The organism is Methylocella silvestris (genome assembly GCF_002891535.1).
Classification (GTDB): domain Bacteria; phylum Pseudomonadota; class Alphaproteobacteria; order Rhizobiales; family Beijerinckiaceae; genus Methylocapsa; species Methylocapsa silvestris_A.
Genome location: NZ_PDZR01000001.1, coordinates 484,245 through 507,972, shown reverse-complemented (window position 1 = coordinate 507,972; position 23,728 = coordinate 484,245). Strand labels below are relative to the sequence as shown.

General features: G+C 61.6%; 23 protein-coding genes. 10 read left to right on the top strand and 13 right to left on the bottom strand.

Annotation, left to right across the window (positions count from 1 at the left end; translation table 11 throughout):
- Positions 1-369 precede the first annotated feature (369 nt).
- From CR492_RS02370 to CR492_RS02345, 6 genes are all read right to left on the bottom strand, one after another.
- The gene (locus CR492_RS02370) at positions 370-1,488 is read right to left on the bottom strand and encodes an acetoin dehydrogenase dihydrolipoyllysine-residue acetyltransferase subunit (protein ID WP_102842075.1); all 1,119 of its coding nucleotides are present in this window, start codon (positions 1,486-1,488) and stop codon (positions 370-372) included.
- Between the two features lie 13 nt (positions 1,489-1,501).
- The gene (locus tag CR492_RS02365; RefSeq protein ID WP_102842074.1) at positions 1,502-2,524 is read right to left on the bottom strand and encodes an alpha-ketoacid dehydrogenase subunit beta; all 1,023 of its coding nucleotides are present in this window, start codon (positions 2,522-2,524) and stop codon (positions 1,502-1,504) included.
- A 21-nt stretch (positions 2,525-2,545) separates the two neighbouring features.
- Positions 2,546-3,529 (bottom strand): thiamine pyrophosphate-dependent dehydrogenase E1 component subunit alpha, encoded by a 984-nt coding sequence (locus CR492_RS02360; protein ID WP_102842073.1) that lies wholly within the window; start codon positions 3,527-3,529, stop codon positions 2,546-2,548.
- A 17-nt stretch (positions 3,530-3,546) separates the two neighbouring features.
- The gene (locus tag CR492_RS02355) at positions 3,547-4,623 is read right to left on the bottom strand and encodes an ATP-NAD kinase family protein (protein ID WP_102842072.1); all 1,077 of its coding nucleotides are present in this window, start codon (positions 4,621-4,623) and stop codon (positions 3,547-3,549) included.
- Positions 4,624-4,965: 342 nt separating this feature from the next.
- Complete coding sequence (locus CR492_RS02350) at positions 4,966-6,924, bottom strand: sigma-54-dependent Fis family transcriptional regulator (protein WP_102842348.1); 1,959 nt, start codon at positions 6,922-6,924, stop codon at positions 4,966-4,968.
- A gap of 422 nt (positions 6,925-7,346) precedes the next feature.
- Positions 7,347-8,276, bottom strand: coding sequence for a glutaminase (locus tag CR492_RS02345; protein WP_102842071.1), 930 nt, complete (start codon positions 8,274-8,276; stop codon positions 7,347-7,349).
- Positions 8,277-8,656: 380 nt separating this feature from the next.
- Here CR492_RS02345 and CR492_RS21415 point away from each other — a divergent pair, with 380 nt between their 5' ends.
- From CR492_RS21415 to CR492_RS02325, 4 genes are all read left to right on the top strand, one after another.
- Positions 8,657-11,311, top strand: a complete 2,655-nt coding sequence (locus tag CR492_RS21415) for an erythromycin esterase family protein (protein ID WP_102842070.1) — start codon at positions 8,657-8,659, stop codon at positions 11,309-11,311.
- Positions 11,312-11,501: 190 nt separating this feature from the next.
- Complete coding sequence (locus tag CR492_RS02335) at positions 11,502-12,032, top strand: flavin reductase family protein (RefSeq protein ID WP_102842347.1); 531 nt, start codon at positions 11,502-11,504, stop codon at positions 12,030-12,032.
- A gap of 239 nt (positions 12,033-12,271) precedes the next feature.
- Positions 12,272-12,862 (top strand): TetR/AcrR family transcriptional regulator, encoded by a 591-nt coding sequence (locus CR492_RS02330; protein WP_102842069.1) that lies wholly within the window; start codon positions 12,272-12,274, stop codon positions 12,860-12,862.
- A 16-nt stretch (positions 12,863-12,878) separates the two neighbouring features.
- Positions 12,879-13,604 carry an MOSC domain-containing protein gene (locus tag CR492_RS02325; RefSeq protein ID WP_102842346.1) on the top strand — a complete coding sequence of 242 codons (726 nt, stop codon included), beginning with the start codon at positions 12,879-12,881 and terminating at the stop codon, positions 13,602-13,604.
- A 62-nt stretch (positions 13,605-13,666) separates the two neighbouring features.
- Here CR492_RS02325 and CR492_RS02320 read toward each other — a convergent pair whose 3' ends face one another.
- On the bottom strand, positions 13,667-14,698 hold the full coding sequence (locus CR492_RS02320) for a bile acid:sodium symporter family protein (RefSeq protein WP_102842068.1): 1,032 nt from the start codon (positions 14,696-14,698) through the stop codon (positions 13,667-13,669).
- Between the two features lie 102 nt (positions 14,699-14,800).
- On the opposite strand from CR492_RS02320, the gene CR492_RS02315 reads away from it, so the two are divergent.
- Positions 14,801-15,667: a LysR family transcriptional regulator gene (locus CR492_RS02315; RefSeq protein WP_102842067.1), complete on the top strand. Its 867-nt coding sequence runs from the start codon at positions 14,801-14,803 to the stop codon at positions 15,665-15,667.
- 102 nt (positions 15,668-15,769) lie between these two features.
- Here the strand turns inward: CR492_RS02315 and CR492_RS02310 are convergent, their stop codons facing one another.
- The gene (locus CR492_RS02310; RefSeq protein ID WP_102842066.1) at positions 15,770-16,798 is read right to left on the bottom strand and encodes an extensin-like domain-containing protein; all 1,029 of its coding nucleotides are present in this window, start codon (positions 16,796-16,798) and stop codon (positions 15,770-15,772) included.
- 98 nt (positions 16,799-16,896) lie between these two features.
- Here CR492_RS02310 and arfB point away from each other — a divergent pair, with 98 nt between their 5' ends.
- Complete coding sequence (gene arfB, locus CR492_RS02305; protein WP_102842065.1) at positions 16,897-17,319, top strand: alternative ribosome rescue aminoacyl-tRNA hydrolase ArfB; 423 nt, start codon at positions 16,897-16,899, stop codon at positions 17,317-17,319.
- A 112-nt stretch (positions 17,320-17,431) separates the two neighbouring features.
- On the opposite strand, the gene CR492_RS02300 is transcribed toward arfB, so the two are convergent.
- The 3 genes from CR492_RS02300 to efp all read right to left on the bottom strand — a co-directional run bounded on the left by CR492_RS02300 (position 17,432) and on the right by efp (position 19,448).
- A complete protein-coding gene (locus CR492_RS02300) occupies positions 17,432-17,926 on the bottom strand; it encodes a DUF2852 domain-containing protein (RefSeq protein ID WP_245411927.1) in 495 nt (164 codons plus the stop codon).
- Positions 17,927-18,090: 164 nt separating this feature from the next.
- Positions 18,091-18,882 (bottom strand): inositol monophosphatase family protein, encoded by a 792-nt coding sequence (locus CR492_RS02295; protein WP_102842064.1) that lies wholly within the window; start codon positions 18,880-18,882, stop codon positions 18,091-18,093.
- On the bottom strand, positions 18,879-19,448 hold the full coding sequence (efp, locus tag CR492_RS02290) for an elongation factor P (protein ID WP_102842063.1): 570 nt from the start codon (positions 19,446-19,448) through the stop codon (positions 18,879-18,881). The genes CR492_RS02295 and efp overlap by 4 nt, the downstream gene beginning before the upstream one ends.
- Positions 19,449-19,587: 139 nt before the next feature.
- Between efp and CR492_RS02285 the strand changes: the two genes are divergently transcribed.
- The 4 genes from CR492_RS02285 (at position 19,588) to vapC (ending at position 20,895) form a co-directional block, all read left to right on the top strand.
- On the top strand, positions 19,588-19,815 hold the full coding sequence (locus CR492_RS02285; RefSeq protein ID WP_102842062.1) for an AbrB family transcriptional regulator: 228 nt from the start codon (positions 19,588-19,590) through the stop codon (positions 19,813-19,815).
- On the top strand, positions 19,799-20,197 hold the full coding sequence (locus tag CR492_RS02280; protein WP_102842061.1) for a type II toxin-antitoxin system death-on-curing family toxin: 399 nt from the start codon (positions 19,799-19,801) through the stop codon (positions 20,195-20,197). Before CR492_RS02285 ends, CR492_RS02280 begins: the two co-directional genes overlap by 17 nt.
- Before the next feature lie 99 nt (positions 20,198-20,296).
- The gene (locus CR492_RS02275) at positions 20,297-20,509 is read left to right on the top strand and encodes a type II toxin-antitoxin system VapB family antitoxin (RefSeq protein WP_102842060.1); all 213 of its coding nucleotides are present in this window, start codon (positions 20,297-20,299) and stop codon (positions 20,507-20,509) included.
- The gene (vapC, locus tag CR492_RS02270) at positions 20,506-20,895 is read left to right on the top strand and encodes a type II toxin-antitoxin system VapC family toxin (RefSeq protein ID WP_102842059.1); all 390 of its coding nucleotides are present in this window, start codon (positions 20,506-20,508) and stop codon (positions 20,893-20,895) included. Before CR492_RS02275 ends, vapC begins: the two co-directional genes overlap by 4 nt.
- A 456-nt stretch (positions 20,896-21,351) precedes the next feature.
- Here the strand turns inward: vapC and CR492_RS20350 are convergent, their stop codons facing one another.
- Both CR492_RS20350 and dnaN read right to left on the bottom strand, forming a co-directional pair.
- Complete coding sequence (locus tag CR492_RS20350; protein ID WP_146030143.1) at positions 21,352-22,542, bottom strand: hypothetical protein; 1,191 nt, start codon at positions 22,540-22,542, stop codon at positions 21,352-21,354.
- Positions 22,543-22,583: 41 nt separating this feature from the next.
- Positions 22,584-23,702 carry a DNA polymerase III subunit beta gene (gene dnaN, locus CR492_RS02260; protein ID WP_102842057.1) on the bottom strand — a complete coding sequence of 373 codons (1,119 nt, stop codon included), beginning with the start codon at positions 23,700-23,702 and terminating at the stop codon, positions 22,584-22,586.
- Positions 23,703-23,728 lie beyond the last annotated feature (26 nt).

Here is a 23,728-nt window from a genome sequence, read left to right as displayed (position 1 = left end):
CTTTCAACATGTAAGATCGGTCGTGCCTCGACAGCGAGCGCCGCCGCTATTTTTGAAGCGCTGACCAAGCTTTCCATGAAGATCCGCGTCGCGAAAGCAGTAAAGGCGAAAACATTCTTGAATCTCCACGTAAGTGTCTGAAATACCACAAGCTTTATCATCTTGTATCGAGCCCACGCCCGGTCGGCCACGCTGGCGTTACGCCCGCGCGGGATCCCTTGATCTTGCTTACTTGCTGTTGCTTTACAGAAGCTTCGCCGCGCGCCTTCGAGGACGCGCAGCGGATGTCTCGAGCTATCTCGGCCGCAGCCGCCACATTAGCAGTCTGTTATGCATCATATTCACTTGAAAACCGCCCGCACTTTCCTGCTACACGCCAACTCCCTGACGAATCAACGCATTCACAGCAGCCGCTTTCTCCATCTGAACCATGTGACCTGCTCCATCGATCACTTCCGCGCGCCAACCCGCCGGCAGCGCCGCCGTGTGGGAAGCGGGGATGATCTTGTCGGACGCTCCCCAAATGACCGTGACGGGGCGTTTCGTCCCGGCGGCTTCATCGGCAAGCACAGAGCTCTGTTTGCCGCCAGGAAACATGTTTTTAGCCAAGGCCTTCAGGGCCTCGGTCACTCCGTCGAGCCGCTTGTATTTGAGCAGATCGTCGATCAACTGGCGGCTGACAAGATTTGGATCTTCAAACAACTGTTCAAGCGCAGGCTTCAGCTCGCGCCGCGAGGACGCGGCGGCGAAGCTCTCGATATAGTCGATGTTGATTTCATCGCCGAGACCCGCGGAGCTGATCAGCGTCAGGGATTTGACAAGGTCGGGGCGATCGATCGCTGTCCGCAGACAGATCGCGCCGCCCATGGAGTGGCCGACAAGATGGGCTGCCGAAACGCCGAGTTTGTCGAGAAAACCGGCCAATGCTTTCGACATCCCGCTCAATGAGGCGTCAGCGAGCGACTTGATCGATTGACCGTGGCCAGGCAGATCGAGGGCATAGACTGTCGCGTGTTCGGCAAGCGCGTCGATGTTGAACAGCCAGTTGTCGAGATCGCCGCCAAAGCCGTGAACGAGAACGATCTGCTCCGGTCCGGTTCCTCGCTTGGCGTAGCGAAGCGTTCCGGCGGGCGTCTCCGCGAACTCATATTGCGCGGCAGCGTCCTCCTCCGAACCTTCCTCGGCTGCGGGCATGACATAGCCCGCGACGAAGGCGTCGATCTCTGCGTCGGGGACATCCGAATCGGCCAGCACTCCGATCAGAGCCTTGATCGGATAGACAGTGTCCGGCTCCCCGAGAATGCGGCGCAGCACGCCGGCCTCGCCAGCTTCGACCACATTGGTGATTTTGTCCGTTTCAACCTCGAGGAGTTCGTCGCCGACCTTGATGGCGGATCCGGGCTTCTTGAGCCAGCCCGTGACCTTGCCTTCGGCCATCGAGAGACCCCATTTCGGCATCACCAATGGCTTTATGCGTTCGTCCGTCATTTGCGCTTTATCCTCAGGCTGCGACCATCTTCTGGATGATCGTTTTTTTGACCGCGCCCGCAATGGTTTCTGCGGACGGGATGTAGATGTCCTCGAGCGTCGGCGAGAACGGCACCGGCGAATGCGGCGCGGTCACCATTTGCGGCGCCGACTTCAGCGCCCTGAAGGCGTGTTGCGCGACGAAGGCCGTGATATCGGAGGCGATCGAGCAGCGTGGATGGGCCTCATCGACGGCAATCAGCCGGCCCGTCTTTTCGACACTTTCGATCACGGTGTCCCAGTCCATCGGCGACAGGGTGCGCAGGTCGATCACCTCGACGTCGACGCCTTCCCTGGCGAGCTTCTCGGCGGCCTCGAGCGAGCGATGCACCATCAACCCGTAAGTCACGATCGTCGCATCCCTGCCTTCGCGGGGGATCGCGGCCTCCCCGAAAGGAATGGCGTAGGATTCCAGCGGCACATCGACCTCGTGCGCGTAGAGATTTTTATGCTCGCAGAAGATCACCGGATCATTGTCGCGGATCGACTGGATGAGCAGCCCCTTGACGTCATAGGCGTTCGAAGGGCAGACGACCTTGAGGCCCGGGATGTGGGTGACGATAGGCGTCAACATCTGCGAATGTTGCGCGGCGGCGCGATAGCCGGCGCCGATCATGGCGCGGATCACGACCGGCGTTTCGGCCTTGCCGCCGAACATATAGCGGAACTTCGCCGCCTGATTGAAGATCTCGTCGAAGCAGCAGCCGATGAAGTCGATGAACATCAATTCGGCGACCGGCCGCATGCCGCAGGCGGCCGCGCCGATGGCGGCGCCGATATAGGCAGACTCCGAAAGCGGCGTATCCATGACGCGCGCGCCATGCTTGGCGAAAAGCCCTTTGGTGACTCCGAGCACGCCGCCCCAAGCGTCGTCTTCGCCGGGCGAACCGGCGCCCCCGACGATGTCCTCGCCCATCAAAATAACGGTCGGGTCGCGCGTCATTTCAAGGTCGAGCGCCTCGTTGACGGCCATTTTATAGCTAAGCTTGCGAGCCATGACTTCGTTACATCCTTCTAATCAATACGAGACGTAGACGTTGGACATCAGATCCTTCGGCGAAGGCAGCGGCGCGGCTTTCGCGCTGGCGACCGAATCCTCGATCAGCTCCGCAACCTCGCCGTCGATGGCATCGAGTTCCGCATCGCTGATGACTCCGGCCTCCGTCACTTTGGCGCGGAAGATTTTCAGACAGTCGCGGTTGGCGCGGTTGTATTCGTTTTCGCCCTTGGCCTTGTAGGTTTGCGCGTCGCCTTCAAAATGACCGAAGAAGCGGATGACCTCGCACTCGAGCAGCGCCGGGCCGCCGCCCTCGCGCGCGCGCTTGATGAGTTCGCCGACCACCTCGTAAACCGCGAAAAAATCGGTTCCGTCTGCGTGGACGCCGGGAATGCCGAAACCCGCGCCGCGATCGACGTAGGATTTCACGGCCGTTCCATAGTCGCGCGAGGTCGCTTCCGCGTAGCCATTGTTCTCGCAAACGAAGATCACCGGCAGATTCCACACCGCCGCGAGGTTCATGCTTTCGAGGACCATGCCCTGGTTGGCGGCGCCGTCGCCGAAGAAGGTGATTCCGACGCCGCCGTCGCCGCGAAACTTCGCCGCGAGCCCAGCGCCGCAGATCAGCGGCGCGCCGGCGCCCAGGATGCCATTTGCGCCCATCATCCCCTTGGACAGGTCGGCGATATGCATCGAGCCGCCACGCCCGAGGCACGAACCGGTTTCCTTGCCGTAGATTTCGGCCATCATTCCATGGACGTCGACGCCCTTGGAAATGCAATGGCCGTGGCCGCGATGGGTCGAGGCGATCCGGTCGCGATCATTGAGATGCATCATGATGCCGGTCGCGACCGCCTCTTCGCCGGCGTAGAGATGGACAAAGCCCGGTATGTCGCCTTTCGCGAAATCGATATGCAGCCGCTCCTCGAACTCGCGGATGGTCTTCATCATGCGGTAGGCTTCGAGAAGCCCGGCCTTGTCGACTGGAAAGGGATTGTCGCTCATTTTTTTCTCCGTGATCCTTATGACGACGCGGACGCCGCCATCAGCAGCGGTCCGTCGCCGGCGTCCTCGTTCGGCGTGTCTTCGCGCAACAGGCCCTGCGTCGCGGCGGCGCGCATGCACGCCGCGATATCGACGCTGCGAAATGCTCCCTCGCGCAGCGTGATCGAAACCTTGTCCTTGCGTGAAAATGCGATTTCGCGCTCTCCGTCAAAGGCGAGCGATCCGGCCTCGAGACGGGGAACGATCGCCTCGCCGGGCGCGATCCTGCGCCAGTCGGCGACGCCGATCGGCGCAATCAATCCCGGAGCGATCGGGGCGCGCAGCCGCGCGCGCGCCGCCCTGCCCTCGCCGGCGAAGATGACCTGCAGGCCGAAAGCATCTCGCCGGGACAAAGGTTCGATCAGACCGGCGATGGCGGACATTCCGATCAGCGTCGGGTCGGCAAAGGCGACATATAATTCGCGGAAGGTTTCAGGTTTCCACAGGGCTTTCGCGCCGACGTGGCGGTCGCTGACGAGCGCAATATCGACAAGGGCGATATGGGTTTGTCCGCCAATGACGGCGTCAAGGCGCTTGTTGGCGCGAAAGGCGAGCGCGGCGGGGAGCTGGCCCGTTACGGCGAGGCCGACGGCCAGGCCGACGACGGTCGGCTCATTCTGTTCGGCGAAGGCGTTGTTTGTTCCGGTCGAGATCGCAGCGATCGGCGTTGCGGCGCAGGCGGATATGACCGCGCGATGGGTGCCGTCGCCGCCAAGAGCGACAATTGCGCCGGCGCCTCCGGCGCGCATCAGGGCCGCTGCCGTGCGCGTATCCTCGACGGTTCCAAAGAGCGGCATGTCGAGCGGGGCAACCTCCGGATAGCGTTGAAGCCCCTGATTTCCCGCGCGGGCTATTCCGCGCAGCACATGATGCATCAGCCCGGCGCGATCCGGCATCATGACCGCATGGCGGACGCCACATGCATAAAGCCCGGCAAGCACGCGCAGCACGGCGTTGGCCCGCTCGGCGATTTGCACGCCGGACGCATCGGCGACAACGCGGCGAATGTCGCGCGCCGAAAATGGATTGGCGATGATACCAACGCTGGGCGTCAAATCCGGTCCCCTGATCCCGCTTGCTTGTTGTCGGGCGCAGAGAGAACAGCAAGGGCGATGCCAAGGCGATTTAGTTTATAAAATTGTAATTAAAACAGATAGTTATAAATTTATGATCCATTGTGCGAAGGCGTTGTGGGCCGCCCCGCCTGTGGCGTGCCGCGCAACAGGTGTGGCGCCTGCCGCAACGTCGATGCGCCCCTGGGCGCCGCCTTGTTGCGGCGCAATACAGAGCGCCTTCCGTCAAAACGCGCTGAATTCCTGGATGGGCGCATTTTCTAATTCACTGCCGCCGGCGAATTCATGCGGCCGAACAACGACACAAGGCCATCGAGCCGCCCGTCAAAAATCCCGCTTCTGCGGCGGGACAAGGCCAAGGCGCCGCATCCGCCGATGCACCGTCGAGCGGTCCACCGCAAGCGCGCGCGCGACCGCGGAGACGTTCCAATGATGCTCGCGCAACGCCTCCTCGAGCCCGTTCAGCGCGTCGGGCTGCGGGCCCTCGTCTCCGGCGCGATTCGCCGCGAGCGCAGCCGGCCCGGCGCCGTTGAGGCTCTTGAGGATCGATTCAGGCAAATCCTCGACTTCGATCTGTTGCTCGGAGCAGACAGCGCTGGCGTAATCGAGACAATTGACGAGTTCGCGGACATTGCCGGGCCAGGAATAAGCGCAAAGAGCGGCAAGGGCCGCATCGCTCAGATGGCGGAGCGCGTCATCCCGGTTCGACCCTCGTTGCAGGAGACGTTCGATCAGCCATTTGACGTCGATCCGGCTGCGCAGCGGCGGCAGGGTCAGAACAGCTCCATTGAGCCGGAAATAGAGATCCTCGCGGAAACTCTTGGCTTTGACGAGTTCGACGAGATCGCGGTGGGTGGCGGCGATCACCCTTATGTCGATCGGGATTGGCTTGACCTTGCCGAGCGGCGTCACCTCCCGCTCGGCAAGGACGCGCAAAAGACGCGTCTGCGAGGCGAGCGGCATGTCGCCGATCTCGTCGAGAAACAGGGTGCCTCCCTCAGCGCCGAGCACCAGTCCCTTCTTGCCCTTGCTCGCTGCTCCAGTGAACGACCCGGCCTCGTAGCCGAATAATTCGCTTTCGATCAGGCTTTCCGGCAGCGCCGCGCAGTTCACCGCGACAAACGGCTTGTCGGCGCGGGGCGAGGCGGCGTGCAGCGCCTTGGCCAGATGCTCCTTGCCGGTTCCGGTTTCGCCCTGGATGAGGATGCTCATCTGCGTGCCGACGATCTTGGCGGCGCGCCGCAACGCCTCGAACATCATCGGATCGCCGGAAAACATTTCACGCAGCGGCAACGGCAGATTGGGGCCCGGCGTCGCCGGCTGGCGCGGCAGAGAGGCGAGCGGCGGCGGCATCGCCTGCGCAAACAACATCGCGCCGCCGCCGACAAGCCGCATGGTGCGCTGATCGCTTGGGCGGAATCGGGCAAATCGCGGCAAGTTCGAGACGTCGCATTCAAAAAACGTCGACAGAGGTTCGCCAATGAAACGATCCTTCTCATGACCAAGCCGACGGCATTCGCGGGCAAGCAGCTCGCGCGTACGGCTGTTATGGCCGATGATGCAGCCGTTGGCGTCGACCGCGAGAATATATTCCGGATCGATGTCGAGGAATTCCTGGGCTTTCGACAGCTTCAAAATCCACTCGCCGCGGAAGCGATTGAGCAAATTCGCATTTTCGATCTTATGGGTGAAGCTTCGCACGAGCTGCAGCGCGAGATGCTGGCTAAGCTTGGGCTCGGGCGAATGAAGCGCCGAAATATCGAGCGCGGCGGCGAGGTCGCCATTGGTGTCGAAGATGGGCGCGCAGGTGCAGGTCAGCGAAATGTGCGAGGCGTCAAAATGATCGCTTTGATGCACGATAAGAGGCTCGCCGGTGGCGATGCAGGTGCCGACTGCGCATGTTCCGGCAAGCTCCTCGTGCCAATCGGAGCCGAGATAGAGGCCCGCCTTGCGCAGATAGCCGCTATAGGTCGGATCGCCCATGAAATCGACGGTGACGCCCTTGGCGTCAGTCAGCAGCATCACATAGTCGAGGCAGGACACCTGGCGATAAAGGGTCTCGAGGCCAAATCGCGCCGTGTGCAGAAATTCCTCCATCGCGTCGCGATGTTCGTTGAGACGCTCCTGCGGCAGGATATAGGCGTCGCGCGAGGCGATCGGATCCAGGCCGTGCTCCGTCACGCAGCGGCGCCAGGATTCCTGAATAACCCTGTCGCGCTCGGTCGTCTGGCCCATCATGAGGGCCAGCACCTCATCAATATGAGCAACGCGGCTTTGCCTGATCAAGGGCTTCCTCCCGGCAAAGAATGCTGGTTCTTATTTTTGCCAAGAAGTAAAAGCGTTTGCGTAAATGTTCAAGCGTAAATGACAGCACTTGCACAGCGACAAAGATTTCGATGATTTTCGTCTTTGGCCGCATTGAAAACGCGAGACGCCCATAATCTTGGGACAGGTCTATTGCTATCTAAGTCGTAGTTGGCCTTGCAGTCGCTCCGTTTTCATCGAAAGATTCACTTTCGTTCATTTGATTCTCGATCTCGGGAGCTGCATCTCGAGCATGATCGGAAAAGGCGCAGCCTTTCCAGCAAGGCGCATGCATAAATCAATAGATCAAGTGCGGCAGGCGATTCACCCTGACCGCCCGGGTGCAGCGCCTTGAAGGCGGGGCGAGCGCCGCGCAAGGCGGACGCCAAGCGCCGCTTCCGTCAATCCCCAAACACCGACCAGCGCATGGCTTTGGCCAGCTGCTCCAGCGCGAGCGATCCCAGCACCGAATTGCCGTTCTGATCGAGACCGGGCGACCAGACCGCGATGGAGGCCTTGCCCGGCGCGACGGCGAGGATGGCGCCGCCGACCCCGCTCTTGCCCGGCAGGCCAACCCGGAACGCGAAATCCCCTGAGCCGTCGTAATGTCCGCAGGTCAGCATCAGCGCGCTGATGCGCCGGGCCCGTTCGCTGGAGACGACCGAAACATTCTGGCCCGGCAGCCGCCCGGAAAAGGCAAGATAGCGCCCCGCCATAGCCAGCTGGCGGCAGGTCATCGCAATCGAGCAATGGTGAAAATAGACGCCAAGCACATGGTCGACCGGATGTTCCAGCACTTTGAAGGCGCGCATGTAATTGGCGAGCGCCGTGTTGAGGAAGCCGGTCTGCTTTTCAGAACGGGCGACATGTTCGTCGATCGAAATTGTTTCGTCGTCGGCGATAAAGCGGACGAAGTCGAGGATCTCCCCCAGCGCTTCCTTTGGCGCGTGTCCGGCGAGCAGCGTATCCGTGACCGCGATGGCGCCCGCATTGATGAAGGGATTGCGCGGCTTGCCTTTCTCATATTCCAGCTGGACGATGGAATTGAACGGATCGCCCGAGGGTTCGCGGCCGACCCGGCTCCACAGCCGGTCGCCTACTTTCCCGAGCGCCAGCGTCAGGGTGAAGGCCTTCGAGACGCTCTGGATGGAAAAGGGCGTCTCGGCGTCGCCGGCGACGATCATCTTGCCATCCGCCATGAACACAGCCATGCCAAACTGGTCGATGGGCACCCGCGCGAGTTCGGGAATATAGGTCGCGACCTTGCCGCGCTCGGTGCGGCGCGACAGGCTCTCCGCGATCTCCGCGACGACGGATTCGATGTCAGGCAAATAAGCTTCTCCCGGATCGGATTGGGCCTTCGCCTGACTATAGCCGAAAACTTATCCATCATATGCTGCGGGCCAAACTCGATGCCTGATTAGCCGTGGGCCGCCGCAACGCAGCTGAACTCTGGCGGCGTCTCAAGTCGCTCGGCTTCCCGGGCTCGCGAGCGTGGCGGGCGAATGGGCGACCCGGCGGCGCACCGAAGGCCAGCCGCCAAGATTTGCAGAAAGCGCTTTTGCGCCGCACCGATGACCACGGCGCGCGATCATTATGCAAGGCGGAAATCGTCGCCATCGCGGCGAGTGAAGCCGGCGCGCCGATGCTCGGCAGGATCGCTTTGACCTGAATCAATGCGGCGCCCAGACCGATAATTGGTAGTAATTGGATGGCTGGCTTGCATTTCAAGTTTCGCGACCGGGCCGATGCCGGCCGCCAGTTGGCAGCCAAATTGGTCACGATGCAGCTTGATCGCCCGGCAGTCTATGCGTTGCCGCGTGGCGGCGTGCCGGTGGCTCTGGAAATCGCGCGCGCCCTGCGCTGCCCTCTCGATCTCATTCTGGTGCGCAAGATCGGCGCGCCCGGCGCGCCGGAATTGGCGCTTGGCGCCGTCGTCGAAGGCGAAAGCCCGCAGACCGTGATCAACGAAGATGTTCGGCGGGCTTCCGGCGCGGACGACGCTTATCTTGAGCGCGCGCGCCAGCGTGAACTCGCGGAGCTCGAACGCCGGCGCGTCCGATACCTTGACGACCGTGCGCGACTGGAGCCAACCGGACGCACCGCCATCATCGTCGACGATGGTCTTGCCACGGGGGCCACGGCAAAAGCCGCGCTCATCGCGATCAAACGGCAGGGCGCCGCCAAAATTGTCCTCGCCATTCCCGCGGCGCCGGAAGAAACGCTGGCTGAAATGCGCCAGCACGCCGACCTTGTCCTGTGCCTGCATCCCGCCAGGCATTTCCAGGGGGTCGGCGCCTTCTACGACGATTTCCATCAACTCACCGATGAAGAGACAATCGGGTTGCTGCGTCAGCGCTGGGCGGAGACCGGGGAAGCCGAGTCGGGTTCAGCCAGGCGTCAGATCGCTGTCCCGCCGCTCGGTTTGGTCGGCGATTTCTACGTGCCGCCGGACCCGCGCGGCGTCATTCTGTTCGCCCATGGAAGCGGGTCGAGCCGCCTCAGTCCGCACAACGCCGCCGTCGCCAACACTTTGAACGCACAGGGCTTCGCCACGCTTCTGCTGGATCTGTTGACAGAGAAAGAAGCGAAGGACCGCCGTAACGTTTTCGATATTCCACTGCTCGCGGAGCGCCTGCTGGAAGCGGCGATTTGGATCCGCGCCGAGCCCGACATCGCCGACCTGCCGCTTGGCCTGTTTGGCGCGAGCACCGGCGCGGGGGCGGCCATGCTGGCGGCGGCTGAACTTCAGGGCGGCGTGGCGGCGGTGGTCTCCCGCGGCGGACGCCCCGATCTGGCCGGCCCCCGGCTGGCGGAGGTCCGCGCGCCGAGCCTGCTGATCGTCGGCGGCGAGGATCGGCAGGTCCTCGCGTTGAACCGGCAGGCGCTGGCTGCGCTGAAATGTGAAAAGCTGCTGAAGATCGTTCCCAACGCCACCCATCTGTTTGAAGAGGCTGGCGCGCTGGAGCTGGCGACCGATATGGCGAGCGCCTGGTTTCAGCATTATCTGACGCCATTGGAGCCCAGCCGTGCGCCGGCGCCCCCGGCAGCGCGGCCGGCGCCACAGATATCGACGGCGGCCGTGCTGCGCGCCGCCGCCGAACCGTTGCTTTCGTTGGATGACCCTACCTTCGCTGCCGCCTTTGACCGCTTTGCCCAGTCCCGCGTCGTGTTGCTTGGCGAGGCCTCGCACGGCGCCTCGGAATTCTACCGCGCCCGCGCCGCCATCACGCGTCGGCTGATCGAGCGGCACGGATTCACGATCGTGGCTGTCGAGGCTGATTGGCCGGACGCCGCCGCAATCGACCGCTATGTGCGGCGCAGCCCGCATCAGCCGATGAGCTCAACGCCATTCGCCCGCTTCCCAACCTGGATGTGGCGCAACAAGGATGTCGACGCCTTCGTCGGCTTTCTGCGCGGCCACAACGCCACGACGTTGCCCGGCGACAAGGTGGGGTTCTATGGCCTCGACCTCTACAACATGACGGCCTTGATAGCCGCCGTGCTCGCCTATCTCGATCGCGTCGATCCCAAGGCTGCGGAAGCGGCGCGGGCGCGCTACGCCTGCCTGTCGCCCTGGTCGCGGGAGCCGGCGGCCTATGGGCGGGCCTCGCTCACCGAAGGCTACGCGCTGTGCGAACAGCCGGTGACGCGCATTCTCGTTGATCTTTTGGAGAAGGAACTCCAATACGCGCGCCTCGATGGCGGGTATTTTTTCGACGCCACGCAGAACGCCCGTCTGGTGGCCGACGCGGAGCGCTATTACCGGGCCATGTATTACGGCGCCCACGAATCCTGGAATCAGCGCGACCAGCACATGTTCGATACACTGCAGAATATTCTCGCACAGGCCGGTCCGGACAAGAAGGCCGTCGTCTGGGCGCATAACTCCCACATCGGGGACGCACGATTCACCGACATGGGCGCCGAGCGCGGCGAGCTGAACATTGGCCAGTTGTGCCGTCAGACGTATGGGCGCGGCGCTGCCTTGATCGGTTTTGGCACGCATACCGGCACCGTCGCGGCTGCGTCCGAATGGGACGCGCCGATGGAGGTCAAGGCTGTCAGGCCGTCGCGTCCGGGCAGTTACGAGGCCTTGTGCCACGAGGTAGGCGCCGAACGCTTCTTGCTGGACTTACGAGCCGGGCAGCATGACGATCTTCGCCGCGTCATGGCCGAACCACGACTTGAACGCTACATCGGCGTCATCTATCGGCCCGAGACGGAGCGCTGGAGCCACTACAGCTACGCGACGCTTCCCGACCAGTACGACGCTTTTGTATGGTTCGACGAGACTCATGCGGTGATACCTTTGCCGACGAAGGTAACCGCCGGCGAGGATGAGACCTATCCCTTCGGCCTCTGATGCGAAATTCAACAGACCGCGACGCATGTCGCGGTCCCGCGCCTTGCAGTTATGCACGCGGCAAACCGACGGCCCCGCCCGAGCATGGACCGGGTGGGACGCGCGGCCGGAAATCGACCGACGCGTTCGTTCATCGGAACGCATAGAAGCTCGCGGCTCAGCGCCAAAGCGATGATTGGAGACGCGCGCGATGAAAGATCTGCCGCTGTCGAAGGTCTACCAGTTGCTCGAACCTGGCCCTGTGGTCCTGCTGACGACCGCCGCCAAGGGCTGCGCCAACGTCATGACGATGTCCTGGCATATGATGGTCGAATTCGAGCCCCCTTACGTCGCCTGCGTCGTCGGCAGCGCCAATCACAGCTTTGCCGCGTTGAAGGCGACGAAAGAATGCGTGATCCCTGTTCCGGCGCTGGAGCTGGCGTCCAAGGTCGCGGAAGTCGGCAATTGCTCGGGCCGCGATGTGAACAAGTTCGAGAGGTTCGGCCTGACGCCGACGCCCGCCAAGCGCGTGGCGGCGCCTCTGATTGCCGAGTGTTTCGCCAATCTCGAATGCAAGGTGGTCGATACGCGGCTCATGCGCCAATACAATCTCTTCATTCTCGAAGTGCTGAAGGCCTGGCGCGATCCGGCGCAGAAGCAGCCCAAGACAATCCATCATCATGGATATGGCCGGTTCGTTGTGGATGGCGAGACGATCAAGCTGAAATCAAAAAAGCGATAGGCAGCGGTCCCGAGGAGCTCGGCGAGCAGCCTCGTCCGGGACGAAGAATATGAGGCGCGGCCCAATTCTATGTAATTAATTAATAATATGACTAGTCATATTAATTCCGATATCCCCGCTTCATCGGCTCGCATTTCGTTTTGCTCCCAGCGAAATTTGGCGTTTTCACGAAACTTTTCTTGCAATTAATCAGACCGGTCATATTATACGGCAACAGAAGATAAAATAGGGAGAAGGGGATGGCCAGAGCCAGCCTACGCGAAAACATCGTCGACGCCGCGCTGGAGCGTTTTCACGCCCAGGGCTTTAATGGCTGCAGCGTGCAGGACATCACCGAGGCCGCCGGCGCGCCCAAGGGATCATTCTACAATCATTTCAAGACGAAGGAGCTGCTGGCGCTGGAGGCGCTCGCGCGCTATCGCGACGACAGCCGGATGGGCATGCTGTTTGAGGGCGACAAGCCGCCGCTGGAGAGGCTGCGGGCGCATTTCGAATTTCTGGCGGCAAGATCGGAAGGCTGGGCGTTCGCGCGCGGATGCATGATCGGCAATTTTGCGGCGGATATGGCTGACGACTATCCGGTCATGCGCGAGGCTTTGAACGAGACGCTTGCCCGGTGGAGCGGCGCTGTGGGCTCGTTATTGCGTCAGGCCCAGGCCGAGGGCGAGCTTGCGCAGGACCGTGATCCGGAGGTTGTGGCGCGTTTCCTCATCAACTCCTGGCAGGGCGCAGTGATGCGATCCCGGCTGACGAAAAGCCGCGCGCCGCTCGATGACTTTTTAACCTGCGCCTTTGACCTCATTCTGGCGCGACCCCTCGTCGCCGCCTGAAACCAGGATCGCGCCGATGATCGTCGCTGAACCGCCGCCGCCGCCAAAATCAAGCGCGCGAATCGATCATCTGCTGATCGGCGCGCTCGCCCCGCTTGGCGACAAGCGCGCGCCAAGCGGCATCGACAAGCATCCGGCCCGCCGTCGCTTGAAACTTGGTCGCGAGGGGTTCGAGGGCGATTTTCAGGGCGATCGCAAGAATCACGGCGGCCCCGACAAGGCGGCGCATCACTATCCCTTCGAGCATTATGCGACGTGGCGGACGGAAATCGGCGCCCTGCCGCGTCTCGATCAGCCGGGCGCTTTCGGCGAGAATTTTTCCACGCGAGGGCTCGACGAGGATAGCGTCGCGCTTGGCGACGTCTTCCGGGTCGGCGCGGCTTTGATCGAGGTCTCGCAGGGACGCCAGCCCTGCTGGAAGCTCAACGTCCGCTTCGCAATCCCCGACATGGCAATGCGGGTGCAGAAAAGCGGGCGCACAGGCTGGTATTATCGCGTCCTCGAGGATGGCTTTGTCGCGCCCGGAGATGAATTGCGCCTCATCGACCGCCGCTCGCCCGACTGGCCGATCAGCCGCCTTTGGCGCGCGCTCTATGTCGATTCGCAAAACAGCGAGGAACTCGCCGCGATGGCCGCTCTCGCCCGTCTCCCGGACGGGTGGCGGCGCATCGCCGAGCGGCGCCTCGCGATGCGGACAATCGAAGACTGGTCGGCGCGGCTCACCGGCGCCGATCCGGCTTAGGCCGTCTCAATGCTGACTTTTACGTCAACCGCGCCGACCGCAGCCGGAGGTGAGCCAGAAATCTATTCAGCGGCCATGCGCCGCTCCGCCGGCGAGGCCGACGCATCGGGGCGCTCCGTCGCCGCCGGGCGGCGGGCGTAGCGCTGCGCCAAAATCGCGCAGGCGAACAGCTGAACCTGATGAAACAGCATGAGCGGCAGAACGATAAGGCCAAGGGGCTGCCCCTGAAACAGGATGCTCGCCATCGGCAGGCCGCCCGCCATGCTTTTTTTCGACCCGCAGAAGACGATAGCGATCTCGTCCTCTTTCGAAAAACCGAGCCGGCGGCTGAGCAACGTTGAAGCGACGAGGACAATCGCCAGGATCAGAAAATCGAGCGCGAGGATCAGCGCCAGCCCCTGCCAGCTGAGCTGCGCCCAGACGCCCGCGGCCGTCCCCTCGGCGAAGGCGACATAGACGATGAGCAGGATCGAACCGCGATCGACGATCGACGTCAGAAGCTTATGCGCCAGGAGCCAGCGGCCGATCAGCGGCCGGGCGAGCTGCCCGAGGGCGAAAGGCAGCAGAAGCTGCAAGGCGACGTCCTCCACGGCCGCGACGTTGAAGCCGTGGCTCTGCGTCGACAGAAGCAAAGCGACAAGCGCCGGGCTGATGAAAACGCCAAGCACGTTGGACGCCGACGCGCTGCAGAGCGCCGCCGCGACATTGCCGCGCGCGATCGAGGTAAAGGCGATCGAGGACTGGATCGTCGACGGCATCAGACAGAGGTACAAAAGACCAACCGCAAGCGGCGACGACAGGAAGGGGCGGAGAGCCGTTGTGAGTGCGAGGCCGATCGCCGGAAACAGAATAAAGGTCAGAAAAAGCACGATGGATTGCAGCCGCCAATGGGAAAATCCCTCTATGACGGCCCGAGGCGCGAGGCGCGCGCCATAAAGAAAAAACAGCAGCGAAACAGCGCCATAGGCCGCGTAGCCCATTGTCTCCGCCGCAGCCCCCCGCGCCGGAAAAATCAGCGCAAGCGTCACCGTGGCGATGAGCGCGAAGAGATAAGGGTCAACCCCGAAGCGGGACAAGAGCTGCCGGTCGAACATGGCGTCACCAAAATTAGGAGAGCGTTTTTTCTAACACGCACGCCGTTATGAAGAAACGTGATAGATTTGATAACAGTCATTTAGAAATGTGATGAAGAACCCATGGCCGATCCGATTGATCCCGTCCTTCTGCGCAGCCTCGTCGCGGTCGCCGAGGCGAAGAGCTTTACCCTTGCAGCCCGGCAGCTCGGCCTCAGCCAGTCAACCGTCAGCCAGCATATCAACAGGCTCGAGCTGAAAACCGCGCGGCGTCTGCTTTCGCGTGACACCCATTCCGTGACTCTGACCCCGGACGGCGACGCCGTGCTGCCTTTCGCGCGGCAGGCGCTCGAAGCCAATGCGCGCATCGCCAGCCTGCTCGCAGGCTCGGATCTGCGCGGACATGTGAGGTTCGGCACATCGGAGGATTTCGTCTTCACCGCTCTGCCGCAAGTGCTGGCCGAATTTACCAAGCAGCACAGCGCCGTCGATCTCGAATTGACGGTCGGCCTCAGCGGCATTCTCTATGAGCGTTATGACGCCGGCGAACTCGACCTCATTTTCGTGAAGCGGCGGCGCGGCGACGAGCGCGGCCGATTTGGCTGGAAGGAAGAGCTGGTCTGGGTCGGCCAGCCTGGTTTCGAGATGAATACGGCCGCGCCGCTGCCGCTGATCGCGCTGCGTCCGCCGAGCATAACCCGCGCCCATGCGCTTGCGGCTCTGGAGAAGGCCAAGCGGAGCTGGCGCATCGTCTGCACCGCCGACAGTCTCAGTGGCATCAGGGCGGCGGCTCTCGCGGGGCTCGGCGTCGCCGCCCATTCGGAGCGCCTCATTCCGGAAGGCCTCGCGCCGCTGCCTGCCTCCCGCGCGTTGCCCGCCTTGGGACATATCGAATTCGTGGTCGTCGGCGGCGGCCACGGCAATGCGGCGGCCGAAGCGCTCGGCCGCGCGATCCTCGACAATGCCAGCCGTATCCGCACCGCAGCCTGATCGTCAGAACAAAAACCGATCCGATTGAAACGCGCTTGCTCGAACTCATTGTTCCAATGCATCCGCTCTCCCCGAAAACGCTGCCACTTCCGGGCGGATGCTCTAGCGGCGCGGCGCGACAGTCGAGGTCAGATCCCATTGCGACGGATCGCCTTCCGGCGCCCCGCCTCTTGCCGCCGGCGCGGAGGAAGGCCGGCCCATTGGCGCGACTGGCGCATAAGCGCTGGCGGCGGCAGGCCGCGTCGGGATCGCCGCAGGCGGACGCATCGCCGCGGCGAAATAAGCGTCGGGGATGCGCGCCGTCGGCCCTGGCCCGGGGCCAACCTGAAGCGCTTCGGCATTCTGCTTCAAAACATTATTATGCGCGACCTCGAGATCGTCGTCGATGTCCGGCGCCTCAGGCAGTCCGTCGGAGGGGGCGGCCGCCGGCGGCGCCACGGCAGGATTGAGCTGCAGGAACGGCTTGCAGATGCGGCGCGGTCCGGTCGAAGTCGCGCCATGCATCGCAAGATCGGCGTGAATATGATTGTAGTGGAAGACATTGGAGCCCGGCCCGAGCACCGTCGTGAAATGGGAGCAGGCGCCCATATGGACCTCCTGCAAAAAGGCGCGGGCCTGATCGTCGCCGCGCGTCCAGTCGCGCACCACGGTGATCTCGCGTCCGTCGGCCAGCCGGAAGCCGCCGATGTCGAGGGCGTTGCCGAACGCATGTTCCGACAGGCGCCCATAGGCGGACCCATTGATGCCGCGGCAGGAATAGGAGCCCATGCCGATGATTTCGACGATGCGCTGGCCGAAGCGGGCCTGCGCCGTCGGCTGCACGACCTCGCGCACCCATTCGTTAAGCGCTGCGACCATCGGACAATCGAGCGTATAGCCGGTCTGAAATCCAACCGTCCCATTGTCGAGGGCGTAGACTTTGAGGGGCCGCGTCAGCCCGCAAATGCCAGGGCCGCTGATCTCGCGCGCCGGCTGGATATAATTTGAGAGCTCGAACGGGCGGCGCGCGAAACAGGCGTTTTCAGCCTGCTCGCGCCAGACCGGCCGGCGCGCGCGCTCATAGTTGGAGCAGCCGGCCAGCGATCCAATCAGGGCTGCAACAAAGGCGAGGAGCAGGATCCGGCGCGCCATTGCGGCAGATTGGCTGCGATTCTTTAACCCCCGCTAAAGCAAGTAGGTTAACGAGGGTTGAAATTTAGCGCCGCCGGGAGCGGCCAAGAGTGAACGCCATGGCAAAAGTCGCAGCGGGTCCGCATCTGTTCATCGACGAGGACGAGATCGCCCTCTCCTATGCGCGCGCCTCCGGGCCGGGCGGCCAAAACGTCAACAAGGTCGAGACGGCGGCGCTGCTGCGGTTTGACGCTGAAAACTCACCTTCGCTCGAGGCGCCGGTGAAGCGTCGCCTGCTGCGTCTTGCCGGCGCGCGCGCGACGAAAGAAGGCGAGATCGTCATTTTCGCGCAAAGCTTTCGCTCGCAGGAGATGAACCGCAAGGATGCCATAGCGCGGCTGCTGGCGCTAATCGCAGCCGCGGCAAAACAGCCAAAGTTCCGCGTCAAAACCCGCCCATCGCTGAGCGCGCGCAACAAGCGTACGGACGCAAAGACCGCGCGGGGAACGGTCAAGAAGCTGCGCCGCGCCCCGGATGATTGAGCAGCCGCCCGAAGCTGAAAGCTTTGTGGACCAGCGGATGCGTTGAAATATGCTCTGGCGCGCATGAAAAAGGCGCCGCTTTCGCGGCGCCTTGAGTTGCCTTGCGGCGGTCTTAGACCGAGGTCGTATTGTCGCGCGAGCGGCGCTCCTGCATGAAGCGGTCGAACTCCTCCCGATCGCGCGCATGGCGCAGAGTTTCCATGAACTCCGTAAATTCGCGCTCGGCGGCGACAAGCTTGCGGCGCTCTTCCTCGAGACGGGCGAGTTCACTATTGCGCCAGTCGTCGAAAGCGCGATTGCCGCTGGAGCCGAAGCCCGCGCTGCGCCAGCCGCGTTCGGCAAAGCCGCGGGCCGAGCCCGAGAACCGCCAGGACGAGGCGCTTTCCCATTTTTCGCGACCGAACGAGAACAGATCGCCCTGGTAACCGCTGCGCTTCTGCCAGAATTTGAAGCCGATCACGGCGACGCCGAGCGGCCAGTACAAGGCAAAGCCGAACACCATCGCGGCGATCTCAAGAGGCTTCCATCCGGCGCCGCACACAGCCGCGCGGGCGCTGGCTCGGGAAAAGCCCGGATCGTAAGGTTTTCTTCCCATGTCTTCGCTCATCGACAAAAGCTCCTGATCGCCGGGACGCCCGCTTCGCGCGGACCGGTGATGATCAAGATGTAGGAGGCTTTTTGCTTTCGTCGAGATTGGGCGCGTAAAATTTAATAATTGCGCCGCCCGCTCCGTCCTGCCGGCGCGCCCGCATCGCGCGCCTGGTGGTAAGGCTATCCCTGCTTCACCAGCGCCAGCAGCGCGCGGTGAATGATGTCGTTGCCGGCGCAGACCGTGCCCTTGGCCAGCGGATCGGGGCCCCCGTCAGCGTCGGTAATATAGCCGCCAGCCTCCTTGATCATGATGATCCCGGCGGCGATGTCCCATTGCTGCAGGTCGCGCTCCCAGAACCCGTCGTAATTGCCGGCGGCGACATAGCAGAGATCGAGCGCCGCCGAGCCGAGCCGGCGGATATTGGCGACATTCGCCATCACGGCGGAAAATTCCTGCTTGAAGCGGGCGTGGCCGCTCGCCTTGCCGATATGGGGCGTGCCGCAGCCGATCAGCGCATCGGAAAGCTCGCGGCGGGCGGCGACGCGCAGCCGCCGGTTGTTGAGATAGGCCCCCTGCCCTTTTTCGGCGACGAACATGTCGTCATTGGCGGGATTATAGACGAGGCCGGCGACGACCTGTCCCTCGCGCACGAGGCCGATCGAGATCGAAAAGATCGGCAGACCGTGCAAAAAATTGGTGGTGCCGTCGAGCGGATCGATGATGAAAGTGTGGCTCTTGTCCGAGCCCTCGACCGCGCCCGATTCCTCCATGATGAAGCCATAGCCCGGGCGGGCCTTGGACAGCTCCTCGAACAGCACTTTTTCGGCGCGCCTGTCGGCGGCGGAGACGAAATCGCCCGGCCCCTTCACCGAGACCTGCAGATTTTCAACCTCGCCGAAGTCGCGCTTCAGCCCGCGCCCGGCTTTTAGCGCCGCGCCGGTCATTACATTCATGAGGGCGGAGCGGATCATGCTTCGGCCCTGCGCAAATAGGCGACCTCATTGGTGTCGACCACGATTTTCTCGCCGACGCCGATGAAGGGCGGCACGAGCACGCGCAGGCCGTTTTCGAGAATGGCGGGTTTGTAGGAGGAGGCCGCCGTCTGGCCGCGCACGACCGGGTCCGCCTCGACGATTTCGAGCGTCACCTGCTGCGGCAGCCGGATCGAGATCGGCCGCGCCTCATGCATCTGCAGCGTGACCTTCATGCCGTCCTGCAGAAAAGCCGCGCGCTCGCCGACAAAATGCTTGGGGAGTTCGATCTGATCATAGGATTCAAGATCCATGAAGACGAGATTGTCGCCCTCGGCGTAAAGATAGCTGAAGTCCTTCAGCTCCAGATCGACCGTATCGACGGTCTCGTCGGCGCGGAACCGCTCATTCAGCTTGCGGCCGTCAATGAGATTCTTGAGCTCGACCTGATTGAAGGCGCCGCCCTTGCCGGGCTTGACGCTATTGGTCTTGACCGCAACCCAAAGGCCGCCGTCATGGCTGACGACCGCGCCGGGCGTGATCTGGTTTCCGTTGATTTTGGGCATTGGACTTTCGCTTGGAGCTCGCGGCGGGAGCCGCTGCGGTTTGCCCTGTCGAGGCGCGCAGGTCAAGGCGCGCGGATTTCGCGCCTCTTGTCCCGGCTTTCGAAAGTTATTACTTCAGTGATAACGTGAGGGACTTGCCATGGTTGAGCTCAAAGTCCGGCGGTTCGGTAATTCGCTCGGCGTCGTACTCCCGAAAGAGGCGATCGCCCGCCTCAAGACGCATGACGGCGCGCCGCTCTTTCTGACCGAAGCGCCGGAAGGCGGCTATCGTCTGACGCCTTACGACTTTGACTTTGCGAAGAAAATGGAAAAGGCCGAGGATATCATGCGCCGCTATCGCGACACGCTGCATGTCCTCGCCAAATGACCGGCTCGTCTGGATCGACGAGCGCGACGCTGTCATGCTTCATGAACGCCTCCTGGCTGAACACGGCGGCGCCGAGGGCCTGCGCGAGGCGGCGCTTTTGCAATCGGCGCTTGCCCGGCCGCGCCAATATGCGGCTTACGCCGACGCGCGGGACATTTTGACCCTGGCCGCGCTCTATGCGGCGGCCATCGTGCAGAACCACCCCTTCGTCGATGGAAACAAACGCACGGGATTCCTGCTCGGCGTGCTGTTTCTCGAACTTAACGGCTACGTCTTCAGCGCGGCGCCGGAAGACGCGGCGAACGCCGTCCTCGCCCTCGCTTCAGGCGCCATGGACGAGCGCGGCTACAACGCCTTTTTGGCCGCGAACGCGAAGCGTTAGACCAATTGGGCGACGCGAGGCGTCAAGCAATGGAGCCCTGATTGCGCCTTGCAGTCTTAATGTGTATGAATAGAATAAATTATACACACAAAGAGACGCATGCGCACCAATATCGAGATTGACGACGAGCTGCTGGCCGAGGCCATGGCAGCGACCGGGCTTTCGACCAAGAAAGCCACCGTCGAGGAGGCTTTGCGCGAGCTTGTGCGGCAAAAGCGTCAGAGCCGCGCGATCGCCGACATGATCGGCCTTGGCTGGCAGGGCGATCTTGACGCGTCGCGGCAAGGCCGATCCGACGATCCAAAATCTTGATCGTCGTCGACAGCTCGGTGTGGATCGCCAATCTCCGCGATCTCGACACGCGAGCGGTGCGCCTGCTGCGGTCGATCGAAGACCCCAACGAAATTTTGGTCGGCGACCTCATTTTGCTGGAAGTGCTGCAAGGCGCGCGGAGCGAGGCGCATGCGGCGCGGATCGAAGCCAGTTTGCGCCAGTTCCGGATCGAGCCCCTGCTCGATGCCGGGCTTGCCGTTCGCGCCGCGCAAAATTATCGCGCGCTGCGCGAAAAGGGCGCGACCGTGCGCAAGACCATCGACCTCATCATCGGAAGCTTTTGCCTCGCCCGCGGCCACGCGCTGCTCCACGACGAACGCGATTTTGCGCCGATGGCGGAGCATCTGGGGCTGCGGGTGGTTTGAGGCTGCCTCCTCCGCGGCCGTGCGACGATGCCGGCCTTGTGCCGGCGCCGGTCCCGATCAGGAGCTTGTGCTCCTTACGGGCGGCGACAATCTTGAAAACTCCATTTCCCTCATCTCGGAGCCATTTCGTGAGAAATGGCGTCTCGAAGGATGCGTTCAGTGCACGTTGTTGACGCCCTCGTGGTTCGAGACGGTCTCTTCGAGCCCTCCTCATCATGAGCGCTGCATCATGAGCGCTGCGGGAGGAAGTGAGCATTTCCAAACGCAAGGCGCTGGAGCTCAAAACACATGGAGGACAGCACAAGATGGATCTATCGCGACGCGCTCCCCATTTTTAACGACGACGTCTCGCTTGTTGCGGGCAACTCTTCACGGCAAGTATTTTGTGTGATTGTATTAAAGTGCCCCAGCAACTGACTTCATGTTTCTACGCACTTAGCGACAAAAAAACTAAACTCAGCCTATGTCCTTCCCAGTCTTAATAATTAATTGCTCCGCAAGATATATTAGGATTTGAATTTCTTTATGGAGCACATCCTCTTGTCCAGAATAAGGAATAAAGCGCGCGATTTCTCCCTCCTTATTATGGACAAGTGCATTTCTTACCGCATAAATCCTAGACGAAATATTATTTATTATTGTATTTTCTGATAAATCTATTCTTGTTTCTTTATTGAAGACATTTGCATTTTCTGTGAAATAACACCCATTTTTATTTTGATATTGTTCTATCCAATTGCGCAAATCACTTTTTTCAAAGTAGGTCGACAAAACCATTTTTAGTGCCCCGACTTCGTCAAGGCGCGTCTCGAATGCAGTTATCAGCTTGACCAACTCGCGTAATTTCTTTGTTTTGGTGTGTGCAAAATCTGGAGAAGCCAAATGATCTTTTATTTTACGGTGCAGCACATCTTCCGAAACAGATGTAAAAAAATACTCAAGTATTTTGTATAAAGCTAGATATCCAAGCACAAGGCTGTCGCTCGCGAGCGCTAGATTGTAGTAACTGATCAGCTCCGAATTATAGGTCCGAACTGGAAATTGGATGCTTTCATGCTCCTTTCGACCGAGCCAGTAATTTGTACGCTCCCAAGATTTAGTGAATGATATCGGTACGCCTTTTCCGTAAGCAAAATGAAAAATAGCAGCTCCGGCGAGTTCGTGCATACGTGCAGCGCTTCGACCGAACGCGTCTCGCACTCCAATCACCTTAATTGTATTGATACGAAACAAGTCAGCCACACTTGTTTCACCTGAGCCGAAAGGGCGAGACAGCAGGCGTCTTAAGCCACCCCCAAGAACATCGACATCTAGAAGACTAATACAAAAAAATTCAGAGGCCCTCTCAACAGAGATTAATGTACCTTCATCTGACTGGACACTTATGTTGTCGGCCATTCTGCTAAAAGGCCTTCTCAAACCACCCTCGAATTGAACTGCGTGCTCGTAATACTCCGGCATCCATAGATCGGTCTCTCCTTGCTTCTTTATTGTGTCCTTTTGTGACCGATATCTATTTAACTCCGATCTACTCACATTAATTTGCCGCCCCTTGTAATAGGCCCGAATGTTCGTATGATCGGTTTCTTCTATGCGCTCAGCTACTAGGCCGCGCAAAACCACATTTGCAAACTCTAAATCCGACATGGCTAGTATGCACCAAAATTAACCGCAAAATCGATTGACCCTTAAACCCGCATCGGCATCAGCACATAAAGCGCGCTGGCCCCGTCGCGGTCCTGCACCAGCGTCGGGGAGCCGGGATCGGCGAGTTTGAAGAGCGCCGTGTCGCTGTCGAGCTGTTCGGTGATGTCGAGCAGATATCTCGCGTTGAAGCCGATATCGAGCGGCGTCGAATCATAGTCGACGTCGAGTTCTTCCTGCGCCGAGCCGGAATCGGGGTTTGTGACTGACAGCGTCAGCTTGCCGTCGGCGATGGCGAGTTTCACGGCGCGGCCGCGCTCGGAGGAAATCGTCGAGACGCGGTCGACCGCGGCGGCGAAGGGTCCGCGCTCGACAATCAGCCGCTTGTCATTGCCGGCCGGAATGACCCGCATATAGTCCGGAAAGGTGCCGTCGATCAGTTTTGTGGTCAGCACCACATCGCCAAACGTAAAGCGCGCCTTTGTCGTCGACAGCTCGACGCGGATATCGGCGGAGAGATCCTCGATCAGCTTCTGGACCTCGGTGACCGCCTTGCGCGGCACGATTACGCCCGGCATGCCGGAGGCGCCTTTCGGGCAGGCGATCTCGACGCGCGCCAGCCGGTGGCCGTCGGTCGCGACCGCCCGCAGCACCGAGGCGCCCTCCGCCTCCATCGAATGCATGAAAATGCCGTTGAGATAATAGCGCGTCTCTTCATTGGAGATGGCGAATTGCGTCTTTTCGATCAGGCGCTTGAGATCGGCCGGGGGCAGCAGGAAATCATGGCTGAAGTCGCCCGCCGCAAGATCGGGAAAATCGCTGTCGGGCAGGGTTTGCAGATTGAAGCGCGAGCGGCCCGAGCGCAGCAGCAACTGGCCGCTGTCGCCGGCGATCTCCAGGCTGACCTGCGAGCCGTCGGGGAGCTTTCGCACAATGTCATAGAGCGTATGGGCCGGCAGCGTCGTCCCGCCGGCGACGCCGACATCGGCGGCGAGGCGCTCGGTGACCTCAAGGTCAAGGTCGGTCGCCTTCAGCAGCAGCGCCTTGCCTTCGGCGCGCAGCAACACATTGGACAGGATCGGAATGGTGTTGCGGCGCTCGACCACGCGATGAACATGGCCAAGCGATTTGAGCAGGGCCGCTCGCTCAAGGGTGACTTTCATAGCGCGTCCAATCCATTCAATTATTG

Bases quoted from the DNA above. Each gene is read 5' to 3' on its own strand.
- CR492_RS02370 (WP_102842075.1), bottom strand. From the start codon at position 1,488: ATGACGGACGAACGCATAAAGCCATTGGTGATGCCGAAATGGGGTCTC.
- CR492_RS02365 (WP_102842074.1), bottom strand. From the start codon at position 2,524: ATGGCTCGCAAGCTTAGCTATAAAATGGCCGTCAACGAGGCGCTCGAC.
- CR492_RS02360 (WP_102842073.1), bottom strand. From the start codon at position 3,529: ATGAGCGACAATCCCTTTCCAGTCGACAAGGCCGGGCTTCTCGAAGCC.
- CR492_RS21415 (WP_102842070.1), top strand. From the start codon at position 8,657: ATGGCTGGCTTGCATTTCAAGTTTCGCGACCGGGCCGATGCCGGCCGC.
- CR492_RS02335 (WP_102842347.1), top strand. From the start codon at position 11,502: ATGAAAGATCTGCCGCTGTCGAAGGTCTACCAGTTGCTCGAACCTGGC.
- CR492_RS02330 (WP_102842069.1), top strand. From the start codon at position 12,272: ATGGCCAGAGCCAGCCTACGCGAAAACATCGTCGACGCCGCGCTGGAG.
- CR492_RS02325 (WP_102842346.1), top strand. From the start codon at position 12,879: ATGATCGTCGCTGAACCGCCGCCGCCGCCAAAATCAAGCGCGCGAATC.
- CR492_RS02320 (WP_102842068.1), bottom strand. From the start codon at position 14,698: ATGTTCGACCGGCAGCTCTTGTCCCGCTTCGGGGTTGACCCTTATCTC.
- CR492_RS02315 (WP_102842067.1), top strand. From the start codon at position 14,801: ATGGCCGATCCGATTGATCCCGTCCTTCTGCGCAGCCTCGTCGCGGTC.
- CR492_RS02310 (WP_102842066.1), bottom strand. From the start codon at position 16,798: ATGGCGCGCCGGATCCTGCTCCTCGCCTTTGTTGCAGCCCTGATTGGA.
- arfB (WP_102842065.1), top strand. From the start codon at position 16,897: ATGGCAAAAGTCGCAGCGGGTCCGCATCTGTTCATCGACGAGGACGAG.
- CR492_RS02300 (WP_245411927.1), bottom strand. From the start codon at position 17,926: ATGAGCGAAGACATGGGAAGAAAACCTTACGATCCGGGCTTTTCCCGA.
- CR492_RS02295 (WP_102842064.1), bottom strand. From the start codon at position 18,882: ATGATCCGCTCCGCCCTCATGAATGTAATGACCGGCGCGGCGCTAAAA.
- efp (WP_102842063.1), bottom strand. From the start codon at position 19,448: ATGCCCAAAATCAACGGAAACCAGATCACGCCCGGCGCGGTCGTCAGC.
- CR492_RS02285 (WP_102842062.1), top strand. From the start codon at position 19,588: ATGGTTGAGCTCAAAGTCCGGCGGTTCGGTAATTCGCTCGGCGTCGTA.
- CR492_RS02280 (WP_102842061.1), top strand. From the start codon at position 19,799: ATGTCCTCGCCAAATGACCGGCTCGTCTGGATCGACGAGCGCGACGCT.
- CR492_RS02275 (WP_102842060.1), top strand. From the start codon at position 20,297: ATGCGCACCAATATCGAGATTGACGACGAGCTGCTGGCCGAGGCCATG.
- CR492_RS20350 (WP_146030143.1), bottom strand. From the start codon at position 22,542: ATGTCGGATTTAGAGTTTGCAAATGTGGTTTTGCGCGGCCTAGTAGCT.
- dnaN (WP_102842057.1), bottom strand. From the start codon at position 23,702: ATGAAAGTCACCCTTGAGCGAGCGGCCCTGCTCAAATCGCTTGGCCAT.